Origin of the sequence: Catenulispora sp. GP43 (assembly GCF_041260665.1) — a bacterium.
Classification (GTDB): Bacteria; Actinomycetota; Actinomycetes; order Streptomycetales; family Catenulisporaceae; genus Catenulispora.
This window is the reverse complement of sequence record NZ_JBGCCT010000030.1, coordinates 63,347-75,777: the sequence shown is the minus strand read 5'-3', so window position 1 is coordinate 75,777 and position 12,431 is coordinate 63,347. Positions and strand designations below refer to the sequence as shown.

Annotated in this window: 6 protein-coding genes; 3 read left to right on the top strand and 3 right to left on the bottom strand. The window is 74.0% G+C overall.

Translation table 11 applies throughout. From position 1 onward, the window contains the following. Positions 1-82: 82 nt before the first annotated feature. Genes ABH926_RS41670 through eccD form a run of 3 tightly spaced genes read right to left on the bottom strand, consistent with a single transcriptional unit; the run spans position 83 to position 4,121 of the window. A complete protein-coding gene (locus ABH926_RS41670) occupies positions 83-1,183 on the bottom strand; it encodes a hypothetical protein (protein WP_370371918.1) in 1,101 nt (366 codons plus the stop codon). 31 nt (positions 1,184-1,214) lie between these two features. Next, on the bottom strand, positions 1,215-2,615 hold the full coding sequence (gene eccB / locus ABH926_RS41665; protein WP_370371916.1) for a type VII secretion protein EccB: 1,401 nt from the start codon (positions 2,613-2,615) through the stop codon (positions 1,215-1,217). Positions 2,616-2,618: 3 nt separating this feature from the next. Then, positions 2,619-4,121 carry a type VII secretion integral membrane protein EccD gene (gene eccD / locus ABH926_RS41660; protein ID WP_370371914.1) on the bottom strand — a complete coding sequence of 501 codons (1,503 nt, stop codon included), beginning with the start codon at positions 4,119-4,121 and terminating at the stop codon, positions 2,619-2,621. Between eccD and eccCa the strand changes: the two genes are divergently transcribed. The 3 genes from eccCa to ABH926_RS41645 are packed head-to-tail and all read left to right on the top strand — an operon-like array spanning position 4,114 to position 12,407. Continuing rightward, positions 4,114-8,271 (top strand): type VII secretion protein EccCa, encoded by a 4,158-nt coding sequence (gene eccCa, locus ABH926_RS41655; protein WP_370371912.1) that lies wholly within the window; start codon positions 4,114-4,116, stop codon positions 8,269-8,271. The genes eccD and eccCa overlap by 8 nt on opposite strands. Then, positions 8,268-9,491 carry a S8 family serine peptidase gene (locus ABH926_RS41650; protein WP_370371910.1) on the top strand — a complete coding sequence of 408 codons (1,224 nt, stop codon included), beginning with the start codon at positions 8,268-8,270 and terminating at the stop codon, positions 9,489-9,491. Before eccCa ends, ABH926_RS41650 begins: the two co-directional genes overlap by 4 nt. Before the next feature lie 39 nt (positions 9,492-9,530). Next, the gene (locus tag ABH926_RS41645) at positions 9,531-12,407 is read left to right on the top strand and encodes a protein kinase (protein WP_370371908.1); all 2,877 of its coding nucleotides are present in this window, start codon (positions 9,531-9,533) and stop codon (positions 12,405-12,407) included. Positions 12,408-12,431: the final 24 nt, after the last annotated feature.

The window sequence follows — 12,431 nt, the reverse complement described above, 5'->3', positions numbered from 1 at the left end:
CCGCCCCCGCCGGGGTTCTACAGCAGGCTCAAGCTGTTCAGGGATTTCAAGCTGTTCAGGGAGCTCGGGCAGTCAGGGAAGCTCAGGCCGTGCACTGCAACTTGGCCGCCGAGATCCCGTAGCGCCAGCCCGCCGGATAGTCCACGCCGTGGTCGAGCAGCCGCAGCTTCACGCTCGCGCCGGCGACGTTGACCGTGCCGAGCGTGGTCCACTGCCCGTGGGTCGCGTTCTGGTCCACTGTGAAATTGGCGACAGTGGTGTCAGCCGCGCCCTCGGAGACCTGGTACCCGGCAGCGGTCCCGCCGGTGTCGGTGGCTTTGCCGTCCCAGGGCACGTAGACGCTCACGACACACGACGCGAATCCGGCGGTCCCGCTGCCGAAGGACCACACCGCGCGGTTGGGGCCGTTGCTGGAGTCGCCAGTCATCGGCATCGACTGCATCGAACCGTTGCAGCCGTCGCCGCTCCAGCCGCCACTGCCGCTGCTGCCCCAGCCGGAGCTGGCGCCGGAACCCACCGAGCTGTAGCCGCCGCTCCCGGCCAGGCCCGGACAGCCCGGACCGGCCACCAGCGTGACGGTCGCTGGCGGCGCCGACGGCGGCGGGCTCGCGGGCCCGCCGACGGACGACGGCGGGGCGGGCGGGGCACCGGGCGCGGAGGAGCTGCGCTGCGACAACCCCGGGACCGAGGACTGTGCGCCCGGAACCGAGCCGGAGCCGGTCGGCTTCGGGGCGCCGGCCGACGACGCGGTCCCGGTGGCCGCGCCGGGGTACTTGGCCGTCTGCTGCCCGGTCTGCCACACCCATGGCGAACCGCCGGTGGCGCCGCTGGCGTAGCCGTTGTCGCCGCTGCTGCTGGGAATCTGCTGACCGACCAGGCCGGCGGTGGGCGCGGCCGACTTGTCAGGGCCCTTGCCCGAGCCGCCGCCGACGGTCGCCGCGACGGCGCCGACGACCACCAGCACCCCGGCCACCGCGGCCGCGACCAGGCCCTTGGAGCGGCCGGACGGGACAGCGGGCCTCCGGCGATCGTGTCCGGGCCCGTCGCCGGTGCGGGAGCTCGTGACGGTGATGCTGTCGACATCGCCTTCAAGTCCGGTATCGGAGCTCAGATTGTCGTCCGCGGCTTCTGTATCGGGCAGGGGAACCGTTTCACGCTCGGTTCCGTCTTCGTCAAACGCCATCGGCGCTTCCTCCTCGCTGGCGTCGGGCCGATCATGGCGCTGACACGGTAGCGGGCCTAGGTGTACGCGCGTCGTTCGCGTCGAGCGCGGGTCCTTCGGGGAACAGGTCGAGTATCGGGGCCGGGACGGACGCCGGGGTGACCGGGCCGTAGCCGAGCCGGCCGAGGTCGTCCTTGGACGCCACCGGGAACCGTTCGCCGACCGCGCTGAGCAGTTGGGCCACGCCGCCGGCCGTCGAGGTGGCCAGGGCGCCGGCGCCGGGACGGACCAGGACGCGGTCCGCGCGGCCGGCGCCGCTGTCGGCGGCGTCGGTGGGGCTCCAAGCCCCGGCAGAGTCCACGGCGGCCGAGGTGGCCGACCGGAGCCGGTAGACCGGAGCGGCCGTCGGGTCCGCAGCCGGTGTCTCCTCGAGGCACACCGCGTCCGCACCGCCGGCGGCCCCGTTCGGACCGGAGCCTGCGGCGAGCGTCGGCAGCGCGGCCGGCAGGTCGCCGGGGAGCGCGGCGGTCACCTGGTTCTGCTGCTTCGCCGCGACCAGCCGGTTCGGATCCAGCGGACGCGGTGCCGGGGAGCCGCCGGCCCGCAGCAGCGCGGCCTGCGTCGGGCTCACCGGGGTCAGGCCTTGCGCCGTGACGACGTACTCGTAGCTGCCGCTGGCGTCCTGGTAGGTGTACAGGTCCCCGACGGTCCCCAGATCGCCGGAGGCGGTCCGGGCGCCGACGGTCAGCGGCGCGATGTCCGATCCGGCCGGCACCGCGTTGAGCCATGCCGCGCCGACGGCCGTGGCCTGCGCCGCGGTCATCTGGAACGCGGTCATCGCCGCCAGCGGGGCCTTCAGCAGGTGCCGCTTCCCGCCCCAGACCAGGTACCGGGCGTCGCCGGCGCCGACGTACAGCGCCTGGCCGTCGGCCACGTCGGTGCCCGCGATTTCGACGCCGAGCGCCGCGGAGACCTGGGCCCTGCCGTCGGATCCGGTCGAGGAGCACACCGTCCAGGGACCGCCGGCCAGCGCGGAAGGGTCCGGCACGTCCGCGGGCGCGCCGATGATCCCCACCGGGGTCCCGCGCGGCACGTTCTTCAGCGCCGAGGCCGGGACGGTGCGCACCGCGTACTTCTGCAGCGCCAGCATCGCCGAGGCCTGGTTGAGGACCTGGTGCAGCACGCCGCCGGTGAAGAGGTACTGGGTGTAAGAACCCTGCTCGACCACCACGGACTGGCCGTCCCGCCAGGACGTGTCCGTCTTCGGTGAGACCAGGCCGACCACCGCCGCCCCGCCGATCCCCAGCACCCCGGCCGCCGCCCCGAGGAACAGCCCCGCCCGCAGCCGCTGCGCCGGGGGCTGCGCGGCGCCGGGGTCGCCGCCGACCAGTCCCGCGGTCAGCCGCCGCACCTGGAACCGGTGTGCCTGCAGCTCCTGCCGCCGTGTCGCCACGTCTCAGCCCGCCAGTCCGCGTGCCCAGCCGAAGGCGCCGAGCACCCCGAGCGCCAGCGGCACGAGCGCGATCAGCACGAAGTACTCGGCGATGTCGGCGGCGCGCGCCGCGTACGGCGGGTCGTCGCTCTGCCGTGCCGGTCCCACCGAGGCCGCGATCAGCCCGATGAGCACCGTGGCGACGGCGATGCCGGCGGTGACGCCGACCGTGCCGGTGTGGGCGTGCCCGGTGGCGGCGGCGCGCCAGGCACCGCCGGCCAGGGCGAGCATCCCGATGCTCTGCATCAGGAGCCTGAGGGCGGTGCGGGCGAAGACGCGGGCCCGCAACAGGAAGGCCAGCCCCAGGTCGGCGGCGGCCAGGGCGCCGAGCACCCCGTGCCCGGCGGCCGGTGCCGCCCCGCCGACGGCGAGCAGTCCGCTGCCGAGCAGCAGGGCGGCCATGATCCGGTCCAGCCGGGCCGAGGTCGCCCACAGGTCGGCCTGGCCGCGGGCCGGCAGGTCGACCTGGATGCGCTCGGCCGTGGCGGGCAGGGCCGGAAGCCGTTGTCCGGCAAGGCGGAACGCGAGCCGCGGGACCGCCAGCACGAAGGCCAGACCGATCACGGCCGAGATCACCGTGGTCTGCGACAGCGCGCGGTGGAACCCGGCGCCGAGCGCTCCGGCCACGACCGTGCCGAACGCGACGATCGCCGTGGTGGCGAAGGGCTCCAGGCCGCCGGTGCCGGGCTCGGGCTCGTCCAGCACGGCCGTTCCGGTCTGCGACCGGCGCGGCGCGGCGGCCAGGTGCCCGGCTGTGTCGACCGATCCGCCGACCGCCGCGGCGGCCGCGGCCGAGGCCAGCAGCGCCGCCGCGCCGGCCCACAGCGCGGCCGCCGATTCCGGGTGCGTCATCGTGTGCGCGAAGGTGTCCGCCGCGAGCCAGCCGCCGAGCGCGGCCCAGCCGACGGCGGCGACGCCGAGCGCGGCGGCGGTCGGCCGCGCGGCCATGACCCGGCCCGCGACCGCCGAGGCGATCAGGACCAGGACGGCCACCGCCCCGGCGATCCCGGCGCGCTGCCCGACCGGGCCCGCGCCGGCCGCGACGCCCGCCGCGCCGGCGGCGAGCGCCACCGTGCCGAGCACCGGTCCGGCCCAACGGCCGGCGCCCTCGCGCAGCCGGTCCTCGCGTTCGCGCACCGCGGTCGCCAGGCCGTCCACGACGTCGTCGAAGACGGCCGTCGGCGCGACGGCGCGGCGCGGCCGCAGATACAGCGTCTCGCCGTCGAGGACCCGCAGTTCGGCCAGGGTGCGGGCGGCCGGCAGCGGGGCGCCGCCGACGCGCTGGAGCACCCAGCCGTCGTGGGCCAGCCCGGCGTCGGCCAGCTCGGGCCCGGCGAAGCTCAAGATTGCTGGTAGGAAGTCCGCCAGGGGTACCGCCGTGGGCAGTGCGAGTTCCAGCACGTTGGCGGGGGTCGCGATGGACAGGCGGCACAAGTCGGCCTCTGGCAGCGTGGCTCGGATGCTCAACGTCCCGCTCTTCTTTCCTTTGCGCACTGGTCCGGACGAGTGCTCGACTATCGCGGGTCGTGTGACCAGGCCGCCAGGGGAAGCAGAGCTAACGTTGAGCATCCGAGAATTCCGGCCGGTGCCGCGGCGCCCCGCGCCGCGGTTCCCTCAAGGTGAGATCGCCTTCCAGGAGCCCCCGGCGATCCCGGAACCGGTGTCCGGAGGGCTCGGACAAGCGGTGATGGTTCTGCCGATGGCGGCCAGCAGCGGCGCCATGGCGATGATGTTCCTGCAGCCGGGCGCGCGGGCCACCAACTATCTGGCCGGCGGCATGATGGCGGTGTCCTCCCTGGGCATGGTAGGCATGCAGGTTGGCCGCGGCGGCGGCGACAAGAAGGCCAAGCTGTCCGGGGACCGCCGCGACTACCTGCGGCACCTGGACCAGAACCGGCGGCAGGTGCGCAAGCACATCGACGCCCAGATCAAGGCCCTCACCTGGCGGCACCCGGACCCGGCGGCGCTGTGGTCGGTGGCGATGAGCGGCCGGCTCTGGGAGCGCGGCACCGCCGACCGGGACTTCGCCGAGGTGCGTCTGGCCACCGGGCCGATGGCGCTGGCGGTGACGATGGCGCCGCCGCAGACCAAGCCGATCGAGGACCTGGACCCGGTGTCGGCGAACGCGCTGCGCCGGTTCCTGCAGGCCTACAAGACCATTCCGGACCTGCCGATCGCGGCGAACCTGCGGGCCTTCTCCCGGGTGGCGTTCGAGGGCGACGGGCCGGCCGGCCGGGCCGTGGTGCGCGCCCTGCTCACCCAGCTCGCGGTGATGCACAGCCCCGAGGACCTGCGGATCGCCGTACACTGCGGCGACATCACGCGCGAGCGCTGGGAATGGGTGAAGTGGCTGCCGCACGCGCTGCACGCCTCGGAGCTCGACGCGGTCGGCCGGGTGCGGCTGATCAGCGACAGCTTCGCGGACCTGGAACGGCTGCTGGACCCGGGCGACTTCCGCGAGCGCGGGCCGCACGATCCGGCCGCGGCGCCGACCGCGCGCGAGCCGTTCACCGTGATCCTGCTGGACGGCGGCGAGCTGCCGGCCGACCACCGCGCGCTGCGCAGCGGGTACCGCAACGCCGTGCTGCTGGACCTGACCGGCGCGGCCGTCGGCCCGGACGCCCCGGTGCCGACGCTGCGGCTGCGCGCGACCCGCGAGGGCGCCGACGCCGCGCTGGCTGCTGTGACCTCGGACCGGGCGGGCGGCGAGGACGTCAGCCCGCTGGGCCGCGCGGCGACCTTGAGCACCGCCGAATCCCTGGCCACGGCCCGGATCCTGGCCCCGCTGCGGGTCACCGGAGCCGGGGACGCCGGCGGCCGCGGCACCGGCGACATCTCCTTCACCGGCTTGCTGGGCATCCGCGACGCGCGCAGCCTGGACCCGGCGCAGACCTGGCAGCCACGGCCGAACCGGGAGCGGCTGCGCGTGCCGCTGGGCCTCACCGAGCAGGGGCTGCCGGCCGAGCTGGACATCAAGGAGGCCGCGCAGGGCGGCACCGGCCCGCACGGCATGATCATCGGCGCCACCGGCTCCGGCAAGAGCGAGCTGCTGCGCACGCTGGTGCTGGCGATGGCGGTCCGCAACGATCCCGAGATCCTGAACTTCGTCCTGGTCGACTTCAAGGGCGGCGCGACGTTCCTCGGCCTGGACCGGCTGCCGCACACCTCGGCCGTCATCACCAACCTGGCCGACGAGCTGCCGCTGGTGAAGCGCATGTACACGGCGCTGCACGGCGAGATGGTGCGGCGGCAGGAGCTTTTGCGCGCCGCCGGCAACTACGCCTCGCTGCGCGACTACGAGGCGGCGCGCAACTCCGGGGTGCCGCTGGCGCCGCTGCCGTCGCTGTTCCTGGTCGTCGACGAGTTCAGCGAACTGCTCGCGGCGCACTCGGAGTTCCTGGAGCTGTTCGTGATGATCGGCCGGCTGGGGCGCTCGCTCGGCGTGCACCTGCTGCTGGCGTCGCAGCGGCTTGACGAGGGCCGCATCCACGCGCTGGAGGGCCACCTGTCCTACCGCGTCGGCCTGCGGACGTTCTCGGTGGCCGAGTCGCGGGCGGTGCTCGGCGTCGGCGACGCCTACGACCTGCCGTCGACTCCGGGGCACGGCTTCCTGCGCTGCGGGACCGATCCGCTGATCCGGTTCCGCGCGGGGTACGTCTCGGCGCCGTACGTCCCGCCGAAGGCCGGCGAGGAGGCCGAGGACTCGGGGCGCTACCACGTGATCCGGTATCGCTCGTCGTACCTGGCGCCGCGGGTCGCGCCGCAGTCCGAGGCGGAAGAGGCCGAAGCCGAGGAGGAGTTCACCAGCCCGCCGGTCTCCGAGACCACGCTCCAGGTCCTGGCCGACCGGATGCAGGGACAGGGCCGGCCGGCGCACCGGATCTGGCTGCCGCCGCTGTCCACCCCGCCGACCCTGGACGCGCTGCTGCCGGAGGCCGTCGCGGCGCTGACCGGCGGGCTGCCGAACCCGGACCCGCGCGCGACGAACTACGGCTCGCTGGCGCTGGCCGGCGCGGCAGGTCCGGCACGCGGCGTGAACGGGCCCGACGACACGCTGCTGGCCGTGCTCGGCGTCACCGACCGGCCCTTCGAGCAGCGGCACGATCCGCTGGTCGCGGACCTGGCCGGGGCGGCGGGGCACGTCGCGGTGGTCGGGGCGCCGCTGTCCGGCAAGTCGACGCTGCTGCGGACCCTGATCAGCTCCCTGAGCCTGCGCTACACACCGCGCGACACCCAGTTCTACTGCCTGGACTTCGGCGGCGGCGGTCTCACCGGACTGTCGGACCTGCCGCAGGTCGGCGGGGTGGCCGGCCGGCTGGACGGGGAGAAGGTGACGCGGACCGTCGCCGAGGTCTCGATGCTGCTGGCCGAGCGCGAGCAGGCGTTCGCCGCGGCCGGGGTGGGGTCGATGGCGGAGTACCGGCGGCGCCGGCGCTCCGGGGAGTTCCCGGACGATTCGTTCGGCGACGTGTTCCTGGTCATCGACGGCTGGTTCACCTTCCACCAGGACTACGAACGGCTGGAGCCCTCGATCCAGGACATCGCCGCGCGCGGCCTCGGCTTCGGCGTGCACCTGGTGATCACCGCGGCCCGCTGGACCGAGGTGCGGCCGTGGCTGCGCGACCTCATCGGGACCCGCCTGGAGCTGCGCCTGGGCGACCCGATCGACTCGGAGGTGAACGCCGCGCTGGCCAAGGAGGTGCCGGCGATCCCGGGCCGCGGCCTGACCAGCGGACGTCTGCACTTCCTGACCGCGCTGCCGCGCATCGACGCCGACCCGGACGCTGCGACCCTCGGCGAGGGCACGCGCGACCTGGTCCGCTCCGTGACCAAGGCGCACCCGGGCCAGGCCGCGCCGCCGGTCCGGATGCTGCCCACCCTGCTGCCCGCCGCCCGCCTGGCGCAGCCGGACTCCCGCACCGCGGTGGCGCTGGGCTGGGACGAGACCCGGCTGCAGCCGGTGCTGCACGAGTTCGCGGCGACCCCGCACCTGATGGTGTTCGGCGAGAACGAGAGCGGCAAGACGAACCTGCTCCGGCTGGTGGCCAAGGCCGTGACCGAGCGCGCCGAGCCGAAGGAGGTCAGGGTCCTGCTGGCGGACACCCGCCGCCGGCTGCACGACGCGGTACCGCCGGCCAAGCAGCTCGGCTACGCGGTGACCGCGACCGCGCTGGAGGATCTCCTGAAGGAGATCACGCCGGTGCTGCTGCAGCGCGTCCCGGGCCCGGACGTGGAGCCGGCACGCCTGCCGCTGCGGGACTGGTGGAGCGGGCCGGAATTGTACGTGGTGGTGGACGACTACGACCTGATGATCGGCAGCCGCGGCACACCCCTCGGACCGCTGCTGGAACTGCTGCCGCAGTCCGCGGAGATCGGCCTGCACCTGGTGCTGGCCCGCTCCACGGCCGGCGCGGCGCGCGGGATGAGCGACCCGGTGCTGCGGCGGCTGTGGGAGCTGAGCACACCGGGGCTGCTGCTGTCGTGTAGCAAGGACGAGGGGGTGTTCCTCGGGGACGCGCGGCCGATGCGGCTGCCTGCGGGGCGGGCGCAGTTGGTGAGCCGGCGGGCCGGGACGATGGTGCTGCAGACGGCTTGGGCCGGCGAGGACGTGGCGTGAGACGGCGTTCGTGGGGTGGGGTGCTGGCTGCGCTCGTTGCGGGGCTTGTCGTCGTTCCGGTCACTGGTCCGGTCGGCGGCCTGCCCTCAGCAGTCGCCGACGACTGCCAGCCCTCGGTTCAGCCGGTGCCGGTGACCGCGCAGGTGCCGTGGGCGCAGACTTCGCTGCGCTTCGGGGATCTGGCGCCGTTCACCGGATCCGGTGCCCGCGTCAGGGTCGCGGTCGTCGACTCCGGGATCGATGTGGCGGCGCCGCAGCTGGCCGGTGCCGTCGATGTCGCGGACAGCGTGTCGCTCGTCGATCCCAAGACCTATCCGCCGACCGCCGACGCGCTCGGGCACGGGACCATGGTCGCCGGGATCATCGCCGCGCGCGCCCGGGCCGGGTCCGGTGTGGTGGGGCTGGCGCCGTCGGCGGTCAGCCTGCTGTCGATCCGGACCTACAAGACCTGCGAGAGCGAGGACGCGCCGATCGCCCAGGGGATCCGGGAAGCGGCGGCGCGGGGCGCGAAGATCGTCAACGTGTCCGCGGGCAGTTCGACGGACTCGCCCGATCTGGCCGCGGCGGTGCGTGACGCGCAGGCCGCCGGGGTCCTGATCGTCGCCGCGGCCGGGAACCTCGGGGCGCAGCAGGACGGGAACCCGCCGCAGTACCCGGCCGCGTACCCGGGGGTGATCGCGGTCGCGGCGATCGGGGCCGACCGGACGATCGCGTCGTACTCCGAGCACGGCGCGTACATCGGTCTGGCCGCTCCGGGCGGGTCGGCGGACGCCCCCATCCTCGGCGTCGGGCCGGCCGACAACGGGACACTGGCCTCGGGGATGGGGACGTCGTTCGCGGCCCCCTACGTCACCGCCACCGCCGCTCTGGTCTGGAGCCGCTACCCGTCGCTGACCGCCGCGCAGGTGCGGCAGCGGCTGTACGCGACCGCCGACCGGATGGCCGCCGGGGCGCCGGACGCGTCCTACGGATGGGGCATCGTCGACCCCTACGCGGCAGTGACTTCCGTCTCTACCCCGGCCCCGGCGACGACTCCGCCCCCTGTTTCGCCAGCACCTCTGTCCTTCGCCGCGGCACCGGTGCGAAGGGATTTCACCGGCCGGGCTTTGGCCGTTGGCGGAGGCGGGATACTGTCCGCCGGGGGAGTCGCCGGAGCAGCGTGGTTGGCCCGGCGACGCAGGCGTGTCATGCAGCCGCCGCTCCCTGCTGAAAAGCTCTGATCCGAGTCTGACCGACACGATTTTTGGGGTACGGCTTTTATGTGGGGTGAGGGAACCGTCCTGGCCGGCCGGTACCAGCTGCGCCAGCGGATCGGCGGCGGCTCGATGGGCGACGTCTGGCGCGCCCTGGACACGGTGCTCGGCCGCGAGGTGGCGGTCAAGATCCTGCTGCCGGCGCTGCTCGACGACGCCGGCTTCGCCGCGCGCTTCCACACCGAGGCCCGGGTCCTGGCCGCATTGAGCCACCCCGGCATCGTCTCGGTCTTCGACTACGGCGAGGCTGACGACCCGCGCACGGCCTTCCTGGTGATGGAGCTCATCACCGGCCGCCCCCTGTCGGACCTGCTGGACGAGAGCGCCCCGCTGTCGGAGGCCACCACGCTCACCGTGGTCGCCCAGACGCTGGAGGCACTCCAGGCCGCCCACGACCGCGGCATCGTCCACCGCGACGTGAAGCCGGCCAACCTGATGCTGCGCGGCGGCAGCGTGGTGGTGACCGACTTCGGCGTCGCCCGCACCGCCGACGCCCGCCGCCTCACCGCGGCCGACGTGGTCCTGGGCACCGCCGTCTACGCGGCGCCCGAACAGGCCCGGCACACGGCGGTCACGGCAGCGGCGGACCAGTACGCGGTCGGCGTGATCGCGTACGAATGCCTGACCGGCGCACCGCCCTTCGACGGCGGCACCCCGCTCGGGATCATGATGAAGCACCTGCAGGAACCAGTCCCCCCGCTGCCCGACACGGTGCCGGCACCGGTGCGTGAGCTGGTGATGCGGGCCCTGGCAAAGGACCCCGCGGAACGCTTCGCGAGCGCCCGGGAGATGGCCGAGACCGCACGGCGCCTCGCGACGCGGGGCGACAGCCTCACGCGGATCGGCACGCCGCAGGACAGCTTCCAGACGGGAGTGGACGTCGCGGGGGTCGAGGCGGCCGCCGCGGCTGCGGACGCGGCGCGGGCCGACGGGGACTTCTTGTCGTTCACGGTGGTGCCCCGGGGCGAGGGGGAGGCCGACGGGGAGGAGACGGCTGCGGCGCTCGGGGGCGGGGTCGGGGGCCCTGCCAAGGCCGAGGACGAGGCCGAGGCCGAGACTGAACTCGCGGCTGGGGCTGGGGCTGGCGTGGAGGGCTCGCCGGCGTGGGCTTCGTATGCGATACGGCCGCAGGCGGAGGGCACGGACTGGGCTTCGTTCACGGTGCGGAGTTCGGGGGACGAAACCGTTCCGCTGCCGGATAGCGAGGTGGTGGCAGCCGAGCCTGAGGCCGAGCCGGAGCCTGAGCCGAAGCCTGAGCCGAAGGTCGAGGGACGTGGCGGGTCGGGGCGGGTGGTGCCGCAGGACTCGTTCATGGCCGGTGTGGATCGGGATGCCGGTGGTGCGCCGACGGAGAAGAGTGCCGCTGTCGCTGAGGTCGGTAAGGCTGCGCGGGCGGGTTTCGGTGCTCGTTGGCGCAAGCGGAATGCGGCACAAGCGGTCGAGCGGGAAACGGCCAAGACGGCAGGTGAGCCGGAGCCGAGTGCCAAGCCGGCGCCTGAGGAGGAGCTGACCAGCAAGCAGGCAGCTGCCGCAGAGCTGAGCGATCAACAGGTAGCCGCCGGCCCGACCGACTCCCAGGTGGCCGACACCATCGCCGAGTCTGAGCCGGCCGACCAGCAGGCAGCCGAATCAACCGGCGAGCCGGAGCCGATCGACCAGCAGGCAACCGAATCAACCGGCGAGCCGGAGCCGAGCGACCAGCAGGCCGCTGCCACAGAGTTGAGCGACCAGCAGGCGGCCGAATCAACCGGCGAGTCGGAGCCGACCGACCAGCAAGCCCTTAGTGCGTCGAGCGCGCCCGCCAACACCGATGCCGAAACCGAATTCGATGCCGAAGCCACCCCGGCCACCGGCCCGGGCCCGGCATCGCCCCCGCCATCACCCGCGCGCATCGCCCCCGGCCATGCCATGCCCCTGAACTCCTTCAACGCGGGCGTCGACCTCGATCCCGTCGAAGAGCCTCCGGTCGGTCGCGTCGTCCCCCAAGACTCCTTCACCATCGTCGGCCCCGACGGCGTCGGCGAGTCCCCCGAGCCCCCGCAGCCGGCGCCCGGTCGGCGGCGGGCCATCGCTCTGGCCGCTGTGGGCGTGGCCGCCGTCGTGGCGATAGCCGTGGCCTACCCGCTCGCCCACGGTGGTTCGCACGCCTCGGCCGCGAGTAGCGCGCCGCTGGGTTCGGCCAGTGCGACGAGTGCTTCGGGCGGGGTTTCCACCTCTGATGTGAGTGTCACCTCCGTGATCTCCGAGACGTCGACGATCGTGGTGAAGTCCTCGGCGTCGAGTGTGCCCGGTAAGCCCACGGGGACCTCCGCGGCGCCGCCGGCCAAATCCGGGGGCAAGCCGGCGCCGACGAGCAGTGCCGGTTCTGCTTTGACCTCGCGGCCTCCGGTGTCGGCCACGTCCTCGGCCGCGGTGCCGCCGCCGCTGACCCCGTCCTCGCCGACCGTGCCGCACAAGTCCGGGTACATCACCAACGTCGGTGACGGCGATGCCATCGACGTCTTCGGCAACTCCTCCGGCGCTCCGCTGTACACCGACGGCTCCTCGCTGACCGTCGAGCCGCAGGCGGGGCGGGCCGGGCAGAGCTTCCAGGCGACCGCGCTGACGTCGAACGGGCAGGCGGTGTACGAGTTCGGCGACGGGTTGGACACCAACCAGCTGATCGACGCGACCGGTGGCAAGATCAGCCTGTCGCACTGCTCCTGCGGGTCGGCGTTCCAGATGTGGTGGCTGTCGCAGGACTCGAGCACGCCGAGCGGCGCCTTCTACATCAACAGCCAGGGGGCCGCCGGGCAGTGCCTGACCGACAACGGCCAGACCAACGCGTTGTCGCTGAAGCCCTGTGTCGCCGGGAACAAGGCGCAGGAGTGGTTCCTGCCCTGAGCCCTGACTGCCCACAGGTCATAA